The sequence below is a fragment of the Geodermatophilus sp. CPCC 205761 genome (genome assembly GCF_051383655.1).
In the GTDB taxonomy this organism is placed as follows: Bacteria; Actinomycetota; Actinomycetes; order Mycobacteriales; family Geodermatophilaceae; genus Geodermatophilus.
Genome location: NZ_JALPKQ010000023.1, coordinates 62,843 through 80,868, shown reverse-complemented (window position 1 = coordinate 80,868; position 18,026 = coordinate 62,843). Strand labels below are relative to the sequence as shown.

At 75.4% G+C, this 18,026-nt stretch carries 16 protein-coding genes and 1 pseudogene; 9 read left to right on the top strand and 8 right to left on the bottom strand.

The features are described from left to right. Nucleotides 1-1,127: pseudogene (locus tag MY526_RS15450) on the top strand (chromosome segregation protein SMC); the annotation flags it as partial. Nucleotides 1,128-1,196: 69 nt separating this feature from the next. Here the strand turns inward: MY526_RS15450 and MY526_RS15445 are convergent. Both MY526_RS15445 and MY526_RS15440 read right to left on the bottom strand, forming a co-directional pair. Continuing rightward, nucleotides 1,197-1,997 carry an endonuclease/exonuclease/phosphatase family protein gene (locus MY526_RS15445; protein ID WP_436691768.1) on the bottom strand — a complete coding sequence of 267 codons (801 nt, stop codon included), beginning with the start codon at nt 1,995-1,997 and terminating at the stop codon, nt 1,197-1,199. A 4-nt stretch (nt 1,998-2,001) separates the two neighbouring features. Then, nucleotides 2,002-3,681, bottom strand: coding sequence for an alkaline phosphatase D family protein (locus MY526_RS15440; RefSeq protein WP_436691769.1), 1,680 nt, complete (start codon nt 3,679-3,681; stop codon nt 2,002-2,004). Nucleotides 3,682-3,753: 72 nt separating this feature from the next. Here MY526_RS15440 and ftsY point away from each other — a divergent pair, with 72 nt between their 5' ends. Then, nucleotides 3,754-4,962, top strand: a complete 1,209-nt coding sequence (gene ftsY / locus MY526_RS15435; RefSeq protein ID WP_436691770.1) for a signal recognition particle-docking protein FtsY — start codon at nt 3,754-3,756, stop codon at nt 4,960-4,962. 51 nt (nt 4,963-5,013) lie between these two features. Here the strand turns inward: ftsY and MY526_RS15430 are convergent, their stop codons facing one another. Genes MY526_RS15430 through MY526_RS15415 form a run of 4 tightly spaced genes read right to left on the bottom strand, consistent with a single transcriptional unit; the run spans nt 5,014 to nt 7,563 of the window. Continuing rightward, on the bottom strand, nt 5,014-5,760 hold the full coding sequence (locus MY526_RS15430; protein ID WP_436704375.1) for an energy-coupling factor ABC transporter ATP-binding protein: 747 nt from the start codon (nt 5,758-5,760) through the stop codon (nt 5,014-5,016). Then, a complete protein-coding gene (cbiQ, locus tag MY526_RS15425) occupies nt 5,757-6,539 on the bottom strand; it encodes a cobalt ECF transporter T component CbiQ (protein WP_436691772.1) in 783 nt (260 codons plus the stop codon). The genes MY526_RS15430 and cbiQ overlap by 4 nt, the downstream gene beginning before the upstream one ends. 2 nt (nt 6,540-6,541) lie before the next feature. Further along, nucleotides 6,542-6,865, bottom strand: a complete 324-nt coding sequence (locus tag MY526_RS15420; protein WP_436691773.1) for a PDGLE domain-containing protein — start codon at nt 6,863-6,865, stop codon at nt 6,542-6,544. Then, nucleotides 6,862-7,563, bottom strand: coding sequence for an energy-coupling factor ABC transporter permease (locus tag MY526_RS15415; protein ID WP_436691774.1), 702 nt, complete (start codon nt 7,561-7,563; stop codon nt 6,862-6,864). Before MY526_RS15415 ends, MY526_RS15420 begins: the two co-directional genes overlap by 4 nt. Nucleotides 7,564-7,903: 340 nt before the next feature. Between MY526_RS15415 and MY526_RS15410 the strand changes: the two genes are divergently transcribed. The 6 genes from MY526_RS15410 (at nt 7,904) to MY526_RS15385 (ending at nt 15,288) form a co-directional block, all read left to right on the top strand. Next, on the top strand, nt 7,904-9,259 hold the full coding sequence (locus MY526_RS15410) for an ammonium transporter (protein WP_436691775.1): 1,356 nt from the start codon (nt 7,904-7,906) through the stop codon (nt 9,257-9,259). After that, nucleotides 9,256-9,594, top strand: a complete 339-nt coding sequence (locus tag MY526_RS15405) for a P-II family nitrogen regulator (protein ID WP_436691776.1) — start codon at nt 9,256-9,258, stop codon at nt 9,592-9,594. The genes MY526_RS15410 and MY526_RS15405 overlap by 4 nt, the downstream gene beginning before the upstream one ends. A 146-nt stretch (nt 9,595-9,740) precedes the next feature. Next, the gene (locus tag MY526_RS15400; RefSeq protein WP_436691777.1) at nt 9,741-12,107 is read left to right on the top strand and encodes a [protein-PII] uridylyltransferase; all 2,367 of its coding nucleotides are present in this window, start codon (nt 9,741-9,743) and stop codon (nt 12,105-12,107) included. Between the two features lie 84 nt (nt 12,108-12,191). Next, nucleotides 12,192-12,410: a hypothetical protein gene (locus tag MY526_RS15395; RefSeq protein WP_436704374.1), complete on the top strand. Its 219-nt coding sequence runs from the start codon at nt 12,192-12,194 to the stop codon at nt 12,408-12,410. 164 nt (nt 12,411-12,574) lie between these two features. Next, nucleotides 12,575-14,167, top strand: a complete 1,593-nt coding sequence (gene ffh / locus MY526_RS15390; protein WP_436691779.1) for a signal recognition particle protein — start codon at nt 12,575-12,577, stop codon at nt 14,165-14,167. Then, entirely contained in the window at nt 14,164-15,288 is a 1,125-nt protein-coding gene (locus tag MY526_RS15385) for an amidohydrolase family protein (RefSeq protein ID WP_436691780.1), read from the top strand. Before ffh ends, MY526_RS15385 begins: the two co-directional genes overlap by 4 nt. On the opposite strand, the gene MY526_RS15380 is transcribed toward MY526_RS15385, so the two are convergent. Then, nucleotides 15,260-16,516: a sensor histidine kinase gene (locus MY526_RS15380; protein WP_436691781.1), complete on the bottom strand. Its 1,257-nt coding sequence runs from the start codon at nt 16,514-16,516 to the stop codon at nt 15,260-15,262. The two genes, MY526_RS15385 and MY526_RS15380, sit on opposite strands and share 29 nt — an antisense overlap. After that, entirely contained in the window at nt 16,513-17,199 is a 687-nt protein-coding gene (locus tag MY526_RS15375; protein WP_436691782.1) for a response regulator transcription factor, read from the bottom strand. The genes MY526_RS15380 and MY526_RS15375 overlap by 4 nt, the downstream gene beginning before the upstream one ends. A gap of 124 nt (nt 17,200-17,323) precedes the next feature. Here MY526_RS15375 and MY526_RS15370 point away from each other — a divergent pair, with 124 nt between their 5' ends. Then, nucleotides 17,324-17,995 carry a hypothetical protein gene (locus tag MY526_RS15370; RefSeq protein WP_436704372.1) on the top strand — a complete coding sequence of 224 codons (672 nt, stop codon included), beginning with the start codon at nt 17,324-17,326 and terminating at the stop codon, nt 17,993-17,995. Nucleotides 17,996-18,026 lie beyond the last annotated feature (31 nt).

Genomic DNA, 18,026 nt, shown 5'->3' with positions numbered 1-18,026 from the left:
CCTCCGACTTCCAGGCGCGGCAGGAGCGCGCGGCGCGGGAACGGGCCGCCGCCGCTCGGCTGGCCCGTGAGCAGGGCGCGCAGGTCGCGGCCCGCGTGCGGGCGGAGGCCGAGGCGGCCCTCGCGGCGCTCGCCGGCTCGCTGTCCCGGGCGGCCGCCGAGCGCGACGAGCTGGCGCGGGTGCGCACCGGCCGGGAGGCCGAGCTGCTCGAGGTGCGGGCGGCCGTGCGTGCGGCGACCGCCGAGCTGGAGCGCCTGACCGACGAGGTGCACCGCGACGAGGTGGCCCGCGCCGAGCAGCGCTACCGGATCGAGAGCCTGGAGGGCCGCGCGGCCGAGGAGTACGGCGTCGACCTGCCGACCCTGCTCGCCGAGTACGGGCCCGGCGCGCCGGTGCCGCCCACCCCCGCCCAGGTGGCGGCCGCCCAGGACGCGGGGGAGCCCGAGCCCGAGCCGGTGCCCTACGACCGCGCCGCGCAGGAGCGCCGGGCCGCCCAGGCCGAACGCGACCTCGCCACCCTCGGCAAGGTCAACCCGCTGGCGCTCGAGGAGTTCGCCGCCCTGGAGGAGCGGCACGGGTTCCTCGCCACCCAGCTGGAGGACCTCAAGGCCACCCGCCGCGACCTGCTGACCGTCGTCCGCGAGGTCGACGAGCGGATCCACGACGTCTTCGCCTCCGCCTTCGCCGACGTGCAGCGGGAGTTCGAGCAGGTCTTCGCGACGCTGTTCCCCGGCGGCTCGGGCCGGCTCACCCTCACCGACCCGGAGGACCTGCTCACCACCGGCGTCGAGGTGGAGGCCCGCCCGCCCGGCAAGAAGGTCAAGCGGCTGTCGCTGCTGTCGGGCGGCGAGCGCTCGCTGACCGCCGTCGCGCTGCTCGTGGCGATCTTCCGCGCCCGGCCCTCGCCGTTCTACGTGCTCGACGAGGTCGAGGCGGCGCTCGACGACGTCAACCTCGGCCGGCTGCTCACCCTCGTCGAGCAGCTGCGGTCGACGTCGCAGCTCATCGTGATCACGCACCAGAAGCGCACGATGGAGATCGCCGACGCGCTGTACGGCGTCAGCATGCGCGGCGACGGGATCACCGGCGTCATCAGCCAGCGCCTCCGCGAGGCCGAACCCGCCTGAGACCCGAGGCATAGGAAGCTCTTCCCACGTCGTCGAGCCGAGGACGTGGGAAGAGCTTCCTATGCCTCGTCAGACGCCGGAGGTGACCTCGAGGTCGACGACGAGCGGCAGGTGGTCGGAGGCGCCGGCGCCGTCCAGCACGTGCGCGCGGGCCACGCCGATGCCGGGGGAGACCCACACCTGGTCGATCCGCCGGTGCGGCCGGCCCGCGGGGTGGGTCTCGCCGTGCTGGTGGTGCCAGAACCGCCAGCCCGCCTGATCGTCCCGCTCGGGGGCGAGCTCCCACGCGTCGGTGAACCGCTCCCGCAGCACCGCGAGCTCGGGGCCGTCGGGGTCGGCGTTGAAGTCGCCGACGAGGACGCCGGTCGCCATCGGGTCGGTGTGCAGCCCGGCGATCATCTCCACCTGGGCCGACCGCTCGTCGACGGAGTGGGTGCTCAGGTGGGTCGTCATCACCCAGAGCGCACCCCCGTCCAGCTCGACCATCGTCCGCAGCGCGCTGCGCGGCTCACCGGACCCGGGCAGCGGGTGGACGTCGCTGACGAGGATCGGCAGCCGGGAGAGCAGCGCGTTGCCGTACTGACGCGGCTTGGCGGCGGCGGCGCTGGCCTCGTCGATCGCCGGTCCCCACGCCAGCTGCATGTCCAGGGCCCGCGACAGCAGCAGCGCCTGGTCGACGTCCTCGCTGCGGCCGCCGAAGTACCGGTCGACCTCCTGCAGGCAGATGACGTCGGCGTCGGCGGCGGCGAGCACCTTCGCCAGCCGGGGCAGGTCGTGCCGTCCGTCGCGGCCCACCCCGTGGTGGGTGTTGAACGTGATCAGCCGGACGGGGATCGGCGGCTGGCCTGGACCGGGGGCGGGTCGCGTCACCGCCTCAGCCTGTCACCTCCGCCGGGGCCGGCGCCGACAGCGGCAGGTCCAGGACTTCCTCCAGGGACTTCTCGGGTTCAGGACGCCGCTCGCTCACGAACAGCCGGAACCGGGCCTCGCGTCCGTCGAGCTCCAGCTCGCCGAGCTGGTTGCCGAAGTACGGGCCGGCGGCCTTCTCCCACGACAGCGCGGAGGGCCGGACCCGGGCCAGCCGGGCCATGCCGGTCATGAGCCGTCGCGCCCAGCCGCTCCAGCCGATCCGGAAACCGACCTTGATCGGGTGCGGTGCCTGGTTGTGCAGCGGGGAGACGGTCAGCTGGTGCACGCGGGTGGCCAGGCCGCCGGGGTGCACCAGCTCCGCCGCGTAGGCGTGGTGGACGTCGCCGGAGAGGACGAGTGCGGTCGCCGGCGGCCGGCCGTGCTCGCCGCGGCCCACGGCGACGAGCAGCCGGCCCAGCCGCTCGAAGGAGTCGCCGAACGCCGCCCAGTGCTCGAGGTCCGCGGCCTGCCGCAGCTTCTCCGACAGCCGGCCGACCGGTCCGCCCAGGTGCCGGCCGTTGAGCGTCTCGCTCCACCGCTCGATCTGGTGGATCGCGTGCGGCAGCAGCCACGGCAGCGACGTGCCCAGCACGACGTGCTCGACGCCCTCCTCGACCGCTCGGCGCACCGCGGCCTCGACCCAGGCGAACTCGGCGTCGTCCACCATCCGGCGGCCGTGCTCCTCGAGCACCCGGCCGGCCCGGCTGTCGATCATCACCATCCGGACCTCGCCCCAGTGCCGCACGTAGCTCCACCGGGTCGAGCGGGGATCCGCGTCGGCCGCCTGCGCCATCGCCCGCAGCACCGGCATCGCGTCGCCGGTCGACTCCCGGACCGCTGCCCACACCTCGCTCTCCGCCAGCTCCTGCGGGCTGAGGTTGCCCAGGTGCTGGTAGACCCAGTAGCTGACCAGGCCGCCGACGATCCGCTCGGCCCACCACTGCTGGCCGGTGACCTCCCGGCGCCAGGCGGCCGAGGTGTTCCAGTCGTCGATCATCTCGTGGTCGTCGAAGATCATCGACGACGGGATGGTCGACAGCAGCCAGCGCACCTGGGGATCGCTCCAGGACTCGGCGTAGAGCCGGGTGTACTCGTCGAAGTCGGCGACCTGCGTCTTCGGGTCGGCCGGCTGCGCGCGGCGCAGCGTGAGCCACTGCTTGGTCTGCCAGGTCAGCTCGTCGGCGTAGACCTGGTCGCCGAGCAGCACCAGCGCGTCCGGCCACTGGTCCTCGGGCTGGCCGGTCAGCCGGGCGGCATAGGTGTCCAGCGCGTCGGGTGGGATGCCCTCGCTGAGGTCGACCGTGCTGGGCGTGGCGTAGCGGCAGGAGCCGAAGGCGATCCGGAAGGGCCCGGGCCGGCCCGGCGTCCGGATCCGGCTGGGCGGGAAGGGCGAGGCGGCGTCCGGCCACGCGCGCTCGCCGTCGAGGCGGACCTCGTAGGGCGTGGTGCTGCCCGGCTCCAGCCCCTCGACCAGCACCAGGGCGTAGTGGTGCGCGCCGACGGCGAACGTGCGCGCGCGGCGGCCGAGCACCTCGACCTCGCAGGGCCGGTCGACCTCCACCCAGATGGTGGCCGACACGGGGTCGACGTGCCGGAGCAGCGGACCGAGCAGGAGGACCGGGGACTCGCGGCGGGGCAGGGGCATGCCGACCAGCGTGGCCCACGCACCTGTGTTCCGCCCAGCCCCCGCTGTGCGGCTCCTGGGAGACTGACGGCCATGGAGTTCGTGCTGATCGCGGTCGCGATCCTCGTCGTCGCCCTGGTCCTCGGGATCAGCCTGCTGGTCGGTCGCGGCCGCCGCACCACCCGCCTGGACGACGACGCGGTCTCCGGCACGACGCTGACCCGGCCGCGCCCGCCGGCGCCGACTCCGACGGAGGAGCCGCGGCCCTCCGGGTCCACCGCCACCGGGCTCGGGCTGCCACCGGAGACGGTCGAGCCCGCCGCGCCGCCGACCGAGCTGCCCCCCGCCGAGCCGGAGCCCGGCCTGCTCTTCGAGACGCCGCCGCCGTCGGCGGGCCGGCTGGTGCGGCTGCGCTCGCGGCTGGCCCGCTCGCAGTCGTCGCTGGGCCGCGGCCTGCTGACGGTGCTGGCGCGGGAGAAGCTGACCGAGGACGACTGGGAGGAGATCGAGGAGACCCTCCTCGCCGCCGACGTCGGCGTCGCCGCGACCACCCAGATCGTCGACCGGCTGCGCACCCAGTCGATGGTGCTGGCCACCGCGTCCGGCGAGGACCTGCGCCGGCTGCTGGTCCGCGAGCTCACCGCCGTCCTCGGCCCGGACCTGGACCGCGGCCTCGGTGTCGAGCGCCGCGAGGGCCGGCCCGGCGTCGTCCTCGTGGTCGGCGTCAACGGCGCGGGCAAGACGACGACGGTCGGCAAGATCGCCCGGGTGCTGGTCGGTGACGGCCGGAGCGTCGTCCTCGGCGCGGCCGACACCTTCCGCGCGGCGGCCGCCGACCAGCTGGAGACGTGGGGGGAGCGGGTCGGCGTCCTCACCGTGCGCGGCCGCGAGGGGGCCGACCCGGCGTCGGTCGCCTTCGAGGCGGTGCGTACGGGAGTGGAGGCCGAGGTCGACACCGTGGTCGTCGACACCGCCGGCCGGCTGCACACCAAGGGCGGCCTCATGGACGAGCTCGGCAAGATCAAGCGGGTCGTGGAGAAGCAGTCCCCGGTCACCGAGGTGCTGTTGGTCCTCGACGCGACGACCGGCCAGAACGGCGTCGTCCAGGCCCGCGTCTTCACCGACGCCGTCGACGTCACCGGCGTCGTCCTCACCAAGCTCGACGGCACCGCCAAGGGCGGCATCGTCGTCTCCGTGCAGCGCGAGCTGGGCATCCCGGTGAAGCTCGTCGGGCTGGGGGAGGGGGCCGACGACCTCGCGCCCTTCGAGCCGGAGGCGTTCGCCGAGGCGCTCGTCGGCTGACAGCCGCGGGAGCATCGCAGCGAGCGAGGAGCGGACCGGGGACGTCGTCGGCTAGCGGATCGCGGCCGGGTCGAACCCGTAGGGCAGCTCCAGCCGGTGCCGGGCGAGCAGCTCGGTGTCGGCGAGCAGCGCGCGGGTCGGCCCGTCGGCGACGACGACCCCGCCGTCGAGCACCACCGCACGCGGGCACAGCTGCACGGCGTAGGGCAGGTCGTGGGTGACCATCAGCATGGTCACCGGCAGCGCCTGCAGGACCTCGGCGAGCTCCCGGCGGCCGGCCGGGTCGAGGTTCGACGACGGCTCGTCGAGCACCAGGATCTCCGGGTGCATCGACAGCACCGTGGCGACGGCGACCCGGCGGCGCTGGCCGAAGGAGAGGTGGTGCGGCGGCCGGTCGGCGGCGTCGGTCATGCCGACCTGCTCCAGCGCCGCGGCGACCCGCGCCCCGACCTCGGCCTCGGGCAGCCCCAGGTTGCGCGGGCCGAAGGCGACGTCCTCGCCGACCGTGGGCAAGAACAGCTGGTCGTCGGGGTCCTGGAAGACCACCCCGACCCGCCGCCGGACCTCCTGCAGGTGCGACCGGTCCACCGGCAGGCCGGCCACGGCGACCGCGCCGCGCCCGCCGCGCAGGATGCCGTTGAGGTGCAGCACGAGGGTCGTCTTGCCCGCGCCGTTGGGCCCGAGCAGCGCCACCCGCTCGCCGCGCTCGATGCGCAGGTCGACGCCGAACAGCGCCTGGTGCCCGTCGGGGTAGGCGAAGGCCAGGTCCTCGACGAGCAGCGAGGGGGGTGTGCTCACCCGAGCAGCAGACCGGACGCCAGGACGGCGCCGGCGGCCAGCGGCAGCGCGAGCGCGGTCAGCCACGCCCGGGCGGGTACGGCCGCGGTCGGTCCGGTGGGCATCCGGCCCGCGTAGCCACGGGACAGCATCGCCAGGTGCACCCGCTCGCCGCGCTCGTAGGAGCGGATGAACAGCGAGCCGGCCGCCGGGCCGAGCACCCGCAGCGCGCCGAGGTGGCGGCCCCGGAACCCCCGCGACTCCCGGGCGACCCGCATCCGGCGCAGCTCGCCGCCGACGACGTCGGCGTAGCGGATCATGAACATCAGGATCTGGACGAGCACCGTGGGCAGCCCCAGCCGCTCCAGACCGCGCAGCAGCGCCCGGGGCTCGGTGGTGGCGGCCAGCACGGTGGCGGCCAGCACCGACAGCGTCGCCTTGGCCAGCAGCCCCCCGGCGGCGGCCAGGCCGCTCTCGGACAGGGACAGCCCGGCGACGTCCACCCGCGGGCCCTGCGCCACGAACGGCAGCAGCAGGGCGAACACGACGAACGGGGTCTCGACCGCCAGCCCGCGGGCCAGCCGGGCCGGGCCCACACCCGCCACGGTCGCCACCGCGAGGACGAGCGCCAGGTACCCCGCGTAGGCGGCCCACGCCCAGCCGGCGTGCACGGGGGTCGCGACGACGACGAGGGCGAACCCGAGGACGGCGACCAGCTTGAGGTGCGGCTCCATCCGGTGCACCGGGCCGGCCCCGGCGACGTAGGCGGCGCCGAGGAGACCGCCGTGCCCGGCGCCCACGGTCAGCTGCCGGTCGGGGCGGAGTCGCGGCCGCGGCGGCGCACGAGCAGCGTGAGGCCGCCGGCGAGGAGCAGCGTCACCGCGACGCCGACGACGCCGGCCAGCCCGCCCGAGAGCCGCTCCGAGTCGACGCCATCCACGCCGTAGTCGGCCAGCGGGGAGCCGGCGGCCGCGCTGTCCTCGGCGGTGTGCGCGAAGCCGGTCTGCTCCGCGGCCCACTCCAGGCCGTCGGGGGAGCCGCTGGCGTACCAGCTGCCGACCCCGGCGATGAGCAGGGCCACGACCAGGCCGGCGATCCAGAGGCCGCGGCGGCGGGGGGCGCTCACCGGGCACCCGCCTGCGCCGGCGCGGAGCGGCGGGCCAGGTCGGCGGGACGGCGCAGTGCGGCCGCCCCGTGCACCAGGTCGGGCCGGACGGCGAGGACCGCGCCCAGCACGGCGACGCTGATCGCCGCCTCGCCCAGCCCGATGAGCAGGTGGATGCCGCCCATCGTGGCGGCCACCGCGCCCAGCGGGACGTCGGCGACACCTCCGACGGCGAACAGCCCGACGAAGGCCAGCGCCGAGGCGGGCACGGAGAGGAAGGCGCCCACGCCGGCCGCCGTCAGCACGCCGGTGCGGGTGCGCGGCAGCACCGCCGAGAGCAGCCGGAAGACGCCGTAGCCCACGCCGACGGCGACCAGGGCCATCAGCGTGACGTTGGTCCCGAGCGCGGTGATCCCGCCGTCGGCGAACAGGACTGCCTGCACCAGCAGGACGACGGTCATGCAGAGCACCGCCGTCCACGGCCCCACGAGGACGGCGGTGAGCGCGCCGCCGATGAGGTGGCCGCTGGTGCCCGCACCGACCGGGAAGTTCATCATCTGCACGGCGAAGACGAACGCCGCGGTCAGGCCGGCCAGGGGAGCGGTGCGCTCGTCCAGCTCCCGGCGCGCGCCCCTCAGGGCGACGGCCACCACGCCGGCGGCCACCGCGCCGGTCGCCACCGACGTCGGCGCGTCGAGGAACCCGTCGGGTACGTGCACGCTGCCTCCTCGCGACCGCCCGGGGATGGGCGGACCAGCAGCGACCTTATTGCAGACGATTGGCAAGTGCACACGGGTCGCAACAAGCCCGCCCGCGTGTGACGCGCGTCATCCGGGAGGCCCGCGCAACACGGTTGGAACACGAGGGGCGGACACGCGGGTCGGAGTTCACCGTCCGGAAACAGCGTCGCGTCATCGGCGGAAACAGGACGACGGCACGGTGAACGCCACGTCGCCCCTCCCTGTGGAGGGGTGCCGGTCCAGCCCCCCGCCCCGGGCGCCCATGGCGCCCCGGTCCCACCCCGTGGCCCAGCCACACCGATCCGTCAAGGAGGTTGCCGTGGACACCGGCGACACCGCGTGGGTCCTGGCCAGCGCCGCCCTGGTGCTGTTCATGACTCCCGGCCTGGCGCTCTTCTACGGCGGCATGGTCCGCGCGAAGAGCGTCCTGAACATGATGATGATGAGCTTCGGCGCGATCGCCCTGATCGCCGTGCTCTGGGTGCTCTACGGCTACTCGATGGCCTTCGGGGACGACGTGGGCTCCGGCCTGCTCGGCGACCCGTTCGAGTTCTTCGGCCTGTCCTCGCTGATCGGGACCGGCGGTCTCGACGCGGCGTTCGCCCCGGACAACCTCGTCTTCACCATCCCGTCGCTGGCCTTCGTCGGCTTCCAGGCGGTCTTCGCGATCATCACCGTCGCGCTGATCTCCGGCGCGATCGCCGACCGTGCCCGCTTCGGCCCGTGGATGGTGTTCGCCGGGATCTGGGCGACCGTCGTCTACTTCCCGGTCGCCCACTGGGTCTTCGCCTTCAACGGCGCGGAGTCCGAGACCGGTGGCTGGATCGCCAACAACCTGCTGGCCATCGACTTCGCCGGCGGGACCGCGGTGCACATCAACGCCGGTGCCGCCGGCCTGGCGCTGGCCCTCGTGCTCGGCAAGCGGCGGGGCTTCGGCCGCGACCCGATGCGCCCGCACAACCTGCCGCTGGTCATGATCGGCGCCGGCATCCTGTGGTTCGGCTGGTTCGGCTTCAACGCGGGCTCCGCGCTGTCGGCCAACGGCCAGGCCGCGGAGGTCTTCGTGACCACGCTGGTCGCCACCGGTGCGGCCACCCTCGGCTGGCTCCTCACCGAGAAGATCCGCGACGGCCACGCCACCTCGCTGGGCGCCGCCTCCGGCGTCGTCGCCGGCCTGGTGGCCATCACCCCGGCCTGTTCCTCGGTGACCCCGCTGGGGGCCATCGCCGTGGGCCTCGGCGCCGGTGTGCTGTGCGCCCTGGCGGTCGGCCTCAAGTACAAGCTCGGCTACGACGACTCGCTCGACGTCGTCGGCGTCCACCTCGTCGGTGGCCTCTGGGGCACCCTCGCCATCGGTCTGTTCGCCTCCGCGGCCACCACGGCCGGTGTCGACGGCCTGTTCTACGGTGGCGGCGTCGACCAGCTCTGGCGGCAGGCGATCGGCGCCCTCGCGGTCCTGGTCTACTCCTTCGTCCTCACGCTGGTGATCGGGTTCGTCATCTCCAAGACGATGCGCTTCCGGATCACCGAGGACGAGGAGGTCCGGGGCATCGACGGCGTCGTGCACGCTGAGACCGCGTACGACTTCGCCTCCCTCGGGGGCGGCGGCGGCGCTCCGACTCTGGGCACCCAGGCGCGAGCCGAGGCCCGCAACACGGAAGGGATCCGGGCATGAAGCTCGTCACCGCCATCGTCAAGCCGTTCAAGCTGGACGACGTCAAGAACGCCCTCGAGCTCATCGGCATCGCCGGGCTCACCGTCAGCGAGGTCCAGGGCTTCGGTCGGCAGCGCGGCCACACCGAGGTCTACCGCGGCGCGGAGTACCAGGTGGACTTCGTCCCGAAGGTGCGCATCGAGGTCGTCGTGAGCGAGATCGAGGCCGCCCGCGTGGTGGACGCGATCGTCGAGGCCGCCTCCACCGGGCAGATCGGCGACGGCAAGGTGTGGGTGACGACGATCGACGAGATCGTCCGGGTCCGCACCGGCGAGCGCGGCGCCGACGCCCTGTAGGGCCCCGGCGGCCCCCCTGCAGGGTCCCGCCGCGAGCTTGCGAGCGGTGGGGGCAGGGAGGTCCTTTCTCGTCGGCCGGGGTGGTGGGAGGGTCCGCCACCCCGGCCGACGCCGTTTCTCGTTGAGGAGCAACCGGAGGGGGACACGTGCTGGACACCGGGTCGCTGCCCGCACTGCCGCGGGAACGGCGGGTCGCGGAGATCGAGTCCTGGCTCGCCGGGCTGCTGGACGACGCGGTCGCGGGCACGCCCCCGCCCCGCACGAAGCGCGGGGGACCGCCGCCGCGCACCGGCGCCGAGGGCATCGCCCTGGTGGCCGTGGGCAGCTTGGGCCGGCAGGAGCTCCCGCCGCACGGCGACCTCGACCTCGTCCTGGTCCACGACGGTCGGCCGGAGATCGCCGCGCTCGCCGACGCCGTCTGGTACCCGATCTGGGACGCCGGCGTGCGGCTGGACCACTCGGTGCGCACCGTGTCCGAGGCCGTCGGCGTCGCCTCCACGGACGTGAAGGCCGGCCTGGGGCTGCTGGACGCCCGGCTGGTGGCCGGGGACGCCGACCTCGCCGCCACGCTGCGCGCCGCGACCCTGGCCAGCTGGCGGCAGTCGGCGTCCCGGCTGCTGCCCCAGCTGCGGGACCTGCGCCGCGGCCGCGCCCGGCAGGTGGGCGAGCTGGCCTTCCTCCTCGAGCCGGACCTCAAGGAGGCCTACGGCGGGCTGCGCGAGGGCCAGGTGCTCCGCGCGGTGGCCGCCGCGCAGCTGGCCGACGAGCCGTCCGCGGAGTCCGAGGAGGCATACGCGTTCCTGCTCGACGTCCGCGACGAGCTGCGCCGCCGCTCCGCCCGGGCCGGCGACGTGCTGGTCCGGCAGGAGCAGCGGCCGGTCGCCGTCGCGCTCGGCCTGCCCGACGAGGACGCCCTGCTCCGCGAGGTGAGCCTGGCCGGACGGCGGCTGGCGTTCGTCGCCGACGAGACGTGGCGGCGGGTGGAGGCGACCCTCGTCCGCCGTCCCCGCGGCCGGTACCGCCGGGTGCGCCGCGAGCCGCTGGCCGAGGGCGTGGTGCGCCAGGGCGACGAGGTCGTCCTCGCCCGCGACGCCCGCCCCGCCGCCGACCCCGGCCTCGCGCTGCGCGGGGCCGCCGCGGCCGCGCGGGCCGACCTGCTCCTGTCGCCCTACACGCTCAAGGTGCTCGCGGTGCACTCGCCGCCGGTGCCCGAGCCGTGGCCGGCGGAGGTGCGCTGGTCCTTCCTGCGGCTGCTGGCCAGCGGCCGGTCGGCCGTCCCGGTCCTGGAGCAGCTGGACCAGGAGGGGCTGCTGGCCCGCCTGCTGCCGGAGTGGGACCGGGTCCGCTCGCTGCCGCAGCGGCACCCCTGGCACCGGTTCACCGTCGACCGGCACCTGGTCGAGGCCGCCGCCGCCGCCGCGGAGCTGACCCGGGACGTCGACCGGCCCGACCTGCTGCTGGTGGGGGCGCTGCTGCACGACATCGGCAAGGGCTGGCCCGGCGACCACAGCGCGGTGGGGGAGCCGATCGCCGCCGCGATCAGCGCCCGGATGGGCTTCTCGGCCGCCGACGTCGCCACCCTCGCCGCGATGGTGCGCCACCACCTGCTGCTGCCCGACACCGCCACCCGTCGCGACATCGACGACCCGGCGACCATCGAGCGGGTCGCGGCGACGATCGGCTCGGACCCCGCCCTGCTGCAGCTGCTGCACGCCCTCGCGCAGGCCGACGGCGCGGCGACGAGCAGCTCGGCCTGGTCACCGTGGAAGGCGCACCTGGTCGCCGCCCTCGTCGCGCGGGTGCAGGCCCGGCTCGGCGGCGTCGTCAGCCACGACCCCGAGCCGGTGCTGAACCCTGGGGCGCCGCAGGTGAGCACCGACGTGCCGGGGGGTGTCGCCGGCGTCTCCGTGGGGGTGGAGGAGGTCGCCGACGGCCAGCAGGTGACGATCGTCGCCCCGGACGGGCACGGGCTGTTCAGCTGCCTGGCCGGGGTCCTCGCGCTCAACCAGCTCGACGTCCGCGCCGCGAAGGTGAACGTCGTCGAGGGGCGGGCGACCGCGGTCTTCGCCGTCCGGCCGCGCTTCGGCCGCGCCCCGGTGCCCTCGATCCTGGCCGACGCCGTCCGCGCGGCCCTGGAGGGGACGCTGCCGCTGGCCGAGCGGCTGCGCCAGCGGGAGGTGGACTACCGGCAGGACGGCGTCCGCGCCGCGCCGCCGCGCATCTCCTGGCACAACAACGAGGTGACCGGCGACGCGACCGGCATCGTCGAGGTCCGCGCCGGCGACCGCGCCGGGTTGCTCTACCGGCTCACCGCCGCGCTGGCCGCCGAGGGGCTGGACGTGACCTCCGCACGGATCGAGACGCTGGGCGCCGACGCCGCCGACCACTTCTACGTCTGCAACCCCTCCGGCACGCCGATCGACGTCGAGCAGCGCTCGCGGGTGGAGGCCGCCCTGGCCGCCGCCGTCCGCGGCGCGGTCCCCGACCCCGTGCCGGGGGACACGCCGGGCTGACGTGCGCGGTTCTGTCGGTACCCCGTGTCACCGTCGAGGGCAGTGGAACGGAACGGTCCACCGGCACGGGGAGGGGAACTGCACATGTCCGACCGGTCCTTCGAGATCGCGACGGCCCAGGGGCGCGTCTGGCGCTGCTCGGCCTGCGGCGACGACCGGGAGTTCGTGCAGCCCGCGTGCGTCGACGGCCACACCGAGGACGGCGGGGAGTGCCCCGAGTGGGCGTGTGCCGGCTGCGGCGCCGCCGTCGTCACCGCCGGCGGCGGAACGGCAGTCGAGGTGCTCACCCGCCTGGCGGCCTGAGGCTCGCGGCGGGGTCCTGCAGAGCGTGCCACCGGCTCGGGCGCTGCGCTCGTTAGGCTGGTCCGGAGGTGGCGCGGCGGCACCGGGGTCCCCGGCTGTCGCACGCCGAGCAGCCGGTCGGTCCGACCGGCGGGCCGCGCCCACGAGCTCTGCGAGGACGTGCTGTGTTCGAGACCCTCTCCGATCGCCTCGACAAGGTCTTCAGCGGCCTGCGCGGCAAGGGTCGGCTCACCGACGCCGACATCGACGCCACCGCGCGCGAGATCCGCATCGCGCTGCTGGAGGCCGATGTCGCGCTGCCGGTGGTGCGGGCGTTCATCACCGCGGTCAAGGAGCGCGCCCGCGGCGCCGACGTCTCCCAGGCGCTGAACCCGGCCCAGCAGGTCATCAAGATCGTCAACGAGGAGCTCATCGAGATCCTCGGCGGGGAGACCCGGCGGCTGCGCTACGCCAAGCAGTCGCCCACGGTCATCATGCTGGCCGGCCTGCAGGGCTCCGGTAAGACCACGCTGGCCGGCAAGCTCGGCCGCTGGCTGAAGTCCCAGGGGCACACCCCGCTGCTGGTCGCGGCCGACCTGCAGCGGCCCAACGCGGTCAACCAGCTGTCCATCGTGGCCGGCCAGGCCGGCGTCGACGTCTTCGCCCCCGAGCCGGGCAACGGCATCGGCGACCCCATCCGGGTGGCGGCGGACTCCATCGAGCACGCCCGGCGCACGATGCACGACGTCGTCGTCGTCGACACCGCCGGCCGGCTGGGCATCGACGCCGAGCTGATGGCCCAGGCCGCCGGCATCCGGGACGCCGTCCGGCCGGACGAGACGCTGTTCGTCGTCGACGCGATGATCGGCCAGGACGCCGTGACGACGGCCGAGGCCTTCCGCGACGGCGTGGGCTTCAGCGGCGTCGTCCTCACCAAGCTCGACGGCGACGCCCGCGGTGGCGCCGCGCTGTCGGTCCGCCACGTCACCGGCCAGCCGATCATGTTCGCCTCCACCGGCGAGAAGCTGACCGACTTCGACGTCTTCCACCCCGAGCGGATGGCCTCGCGCATCCTCGGGATGGGGGACGTGCTCACCCTCATCGAGCAGGCCGAGCAGCACTTCGACGCCGAGCAGGCCGAGAAGATGGCCGGGAAGCTGGCCTCCCGCGAGGGGTTCACCCTCGAGGACTTCCTCGAGCAGATGATGGCCATCCGCAAGATGGGCCCGATCGCCAACCTGCTGGGCATGCTGCCCGGCGCCGGGGCGATGAAGGAGCAGCTCAAGCAGGTCGACGACCGCGACCTGGACCGCACCGCGGCGATCATCCGCTCGATGACGCCGGAGGAACGGGTCAACTCCAAGATCATCAACTCGTCGCGGCGGGTGCGCATCGCCAACGGCTCGGGCGTCACCGTCACCGAGGTGAACCAGCTGCTGGAGCGCTTCGCCCAGGCCCAGAAGATGATGGGTCAGATGGCCGGCAGCATGGGCCTGCCCGGGATGGGCCCGATGTCGAAGAAGGCCCGCGGCCGCCAGATGCAGGCCCAGTCCAAGAAGGGCAAGAAGGGCAAGGGCGGCAAGAAGGGCGGGCCCGCGCGCCGGCCGATGGGCGCCCCCGGGCTCCCGCCGGGCGCCGGTTTCCCCGGCGGCGGGCTCCCCGGGGGGCTCCCCGGCGGGATGCCGTCGCTGCCGCCGGGCCTGGCCAACGGCCAGGGGCTGCCCGACCTCACCAAGCTGAACTTCGACAAGCCCGGGGACGAGCGGCCCGGTCGATGAGCGCGCCGGCGCTGCACCTCGCCGGGGTGGTGCTGCCCGAGGAGGAGCACCGCGACCTGTGGGTGCGCGACGGGCGGATCACCTTCGACCCCGTTCCCGGCGCCGAGACCGTCGACCGCGGCGGCTGGCTGCTGCCCGGCCTGGTCGACGCGCACTGCCACGTGGGCATCGGCCGCGGCGGTGAGCAGGTGACCGACCTCGCCGGGTGGCGCGAGCAGGCGCTGGCCGAGCGGGCGGCGGGCGTGCTCGCCCTGCGCGACTGCGGGTCCCCGGTGGACACCCGTGCGCTGGACGGCGAGCCGGACCTGCCGCGCATCATCCGGGCGGGGCGGCACCTGGCCGCACCCCGCCGCTACATCCCGGGTCTGGCCGTCGAGCTGGAGCCCGAGGCCCTCGCCGCCGAGACCCGGGTCCAGGCCCGGCGCGGGGACGGCTGGGTGAAGCTGGTCGGCGACTGGATCGACCGCGGGGTCGGCGACCTCGCCCCGGAGTGGCCCGCCGAGGCCGTCGCGACCGCGATCGCCGCCGCCCACGAGGAGGGCGCGCGGGTCACCGCGCACACCTTCGGCACCGACGCGCTGCCGGCGCTCATCCGGGCCGGGATCGACTGCATCGAGCACGGCACCGGGCTGACCGAGGAGCTCATCGGCGAGATGGCCGCGCGGGGCACCGCCGTCGTCCCGACGTTGATCAACGTCGAGAACTTCCCCGGGTTCGCCGCCGCGGGGGAGTCGCGGTTCCCGGCGTACGCGAGCACGATGCGGCGGCTGTACGCGCGGTCGGGGGCGGTCGTGCGGGCGGCCTACGAGGCCGGCGTGCCGGTGTTCGCCGGCACCGACGCCGGCGGCGGCATCGACCACGGCCGGATCGCCGACGAGGTGCGCGCGCTGGCCGCGGCCGGGCTGCCGGCCGAGGCGGCGGTGGCCGCGGCGTCGTGGGCGGCCCGCGACTGGCTCGGCCTGCCGTGCCTCGAGGAGGGCGCACCCGCCGACCTCGTGGTCTACGACGGCGACCCGCGGGCCGACCTCGACGTGCTCGCCCGTCCCCGACTGACCCTGCTCCGGGGGCGGGTCTTCGGGGCCGACGTCCCGGTCAGGCAGGGGGACCCAGCACCAGGGTGACCTCGGTGCCGCCGGGGGAGGACGCGGCCCGCAGCGCGCCGCCGGAGCCCTCGGCGGTGCGCCGTGCGATGTCCAGGCCGAGGCCGGTGGAGCCACCCTCGCTGTGCCCCCGGTCCAGCGCGGACGACGGCAGGCCCGGACCCGCGTCGGCGACGGACACCTCGGCGCCCCCGCCCTCCCGCGGCCGGACGGCGACCCGGAGCCCGGTGCCCTCGGGGGTGTGCGCGAAGACGTTGCCGAGCAGCGCGTCGACGGCGGCGCCCAGGTCGGCGGCGGCCACCCGTACCGGCAGCGGCCCCTCGGCGAGCGCCACGCCGACCGCGCGCTGCTCCTCCTCGGCCAGCACCGACCAGAAGCGGATCCGCTCGCCCACGACGTCCACCGCGTCGCAGCCGGCGCCCAGGCCCTCCCGCACCGTGCGCCGCGCCTCGTTGATCACCTCGTCGACGCCGCGGCTGAGCGCGTCGACGTCGTCCATCAGCCGCTCGCGGTCCCCCGGGGGCAGCGACTCGACGTCCAGCCGTAGGGCGGTGAGCGGCGTCCGGAGCCGGTGCGCGAGGTCGGCCGCGGCCTCCCGTTCGGCGGTCAGCAGCTCGCCGATCCGGCCGGCCAGCCGGTTGAGCGCGGTGCCCACCTCGCGGACCTCGTCAGGCCCGTCCGGCGTCACCCGCGCGTCGAGGTCACCGCTGCCGAGCCGGTGCGCGGTGCCGGCGAGGTCGGTGATCGGCCGGGTGAGGGAGCGGGCCAGCCGGTCGGCCATCACGAGGGCCAGCACCAGCAGCACGAGGCCCAGGCCGGCCAGGACCAGCCAGGTGCGGGTGACGCCGGCGCGCAGCTGTGCCTCCGGGACGAACACCTCGATGACCGCCGTGCCGCCGTCCGGGCGGCGGACCGGCTGGAGCAGCTGGGTGCCGTCGTCGGCGGTGACGACCGAGGCGCTGGCGGGGGTGGCGTCGTCGCCGAGCCGGCCCTCCGTGCCGAGCCACTGCGCGTCGGTCCAGCGCACCGCCACGCTGCGGCCGTCGCGGGAGGAGCCCACCAGGGCGGCCGCGACCTCGTCGCGGTCGTCGAAGCCCACGGTGGGGGCCAGCAGCTGCAGCTGCGCCTGGGCGGTGTCCAGGGCGCGGGCCTCGGCGACCCGCTCGACGAGCAGCGCGGCCGGCAGCAGGAAGGCGAGCAGGACCACCGACGTGGTGGCCGCCACCAGCAGCGTGATGCGCTGCCTCACGGCTCGGGCTCGGCCAGCCGCACGCCCACCCCGCGGACGGTCTGCAGCAGCCGCTGCTCCGCGGCGGACTCGCCGAGCTTGCGCCGCAGCCACGACAGGTGGACGTCGACGGTCTTGTCGGACCCGCCGTAGGGCAGCTGCCAGACCTCGCTGAGCAACTCCCGCTTGGACACCACCGTGCCCGCGCGGGCGGCGAGGTAGGCGAGCAGGTCGAACTCCTTGGGGGAGAGCTCCACGACCTGGCCGGCGTGGGTGACCCGGCGGCTGCGCGGGTCCACGGTGAGGTCGCCCACGGTGACGGGGGCCGGGCCGCCGTCCACCCCCGAGGCGCGGCGCAGGACGGCGCGGATGCGGGCCTCCAGCTGCCCGGCCGAGAACGGCTTGACCACGTAGTCGTCAGCGCCGGCGTCGAGGGCCTGCACCACGCTGCCGTCGTCGTCCCGGGCGGTGGCGACGATGACCGGCACCGCCGAGACGGCGCGGAGCATGCGCAGCATCTCGCTGCCGTCCAGGTCGGGCAGGCCGAGATCGAGGACGACGAGGTCCGGGCGGTCCTCGACGGCCTGCTGCAGCCCGGCGAGGGCGGTTCCGGCCGAGCTCACCGCGTGCCCGCGCTCGCGCAGCGCCCGGATCAGGGCGGTGCGGATGCGCTCGTCGTCCTCCACGACCAGGAGCTGTGCCACGGCTGGAAGCTAACGCCGTCCGGCGCCGATCCGATGCGTCCCCCACTCGGGGGGATGAGATCCGCACCTTCCCTTGTCACCCTCTTGGCGTGGCCTTAACCAGGGCGGCGACAAGGTCGGCCCCATGAACCGCACCGTCGCATTCGGAGCCCTGTGGACCGCGTCCGCGGCGGCGGCCGTCGGGCTGGGGCTGCTCGCCGTCTCCTTCGTCGACGCCGGGACGCCGCTGGACACCCAGTTGGCCTCGGCCACCGACAGTCAGCAGTCCGGGTCCGCGACGTCGACGACCCCGACCACCCCGTCGACGCCGACCGACTCCTCGGCCCCGGCTCCGGCTCCGGCCCCGGCGCCGACGTCGGACGAGCAGGTCACGGTGGCCGGCACCGTCTACGCCTCCTGCGACGCCGGCGGGCTGTCGCTGGTCAGCGCCCCCGCCGCCGGGTGGTGGCTGGACGACTCGCAGGACCCGGGCGAGGTGGAGTTCGAGAACGGCAGCCAGAAGCTCGAGGTGACGATCTCCTGCGTCGACGGGCGTCCCCAGTTCTTCGTCGAGGGGCCCCGGGACGACAGCAGCGGCCGCGGGCGTGGCGGCGACGACTCCTCCGGCACCCCGGTGAGCACCGCGCCGGCCGGCACCGCGCCGTCGACCGGCTCGTCCGGGGGCGACGACTCCGACGGCCGGGTCGGCGGCGGCCACGGTTCCGACGACGGCCCCGGTGACGACTCGGCCGGCCGCAGCGACGACTCGGACGACGACTCCGGCCGCGGCCGAGGCCGCGGCGGCGACGACGGCTGAGCCCCCCCGTCGGCGGACCGCACGACCCGGC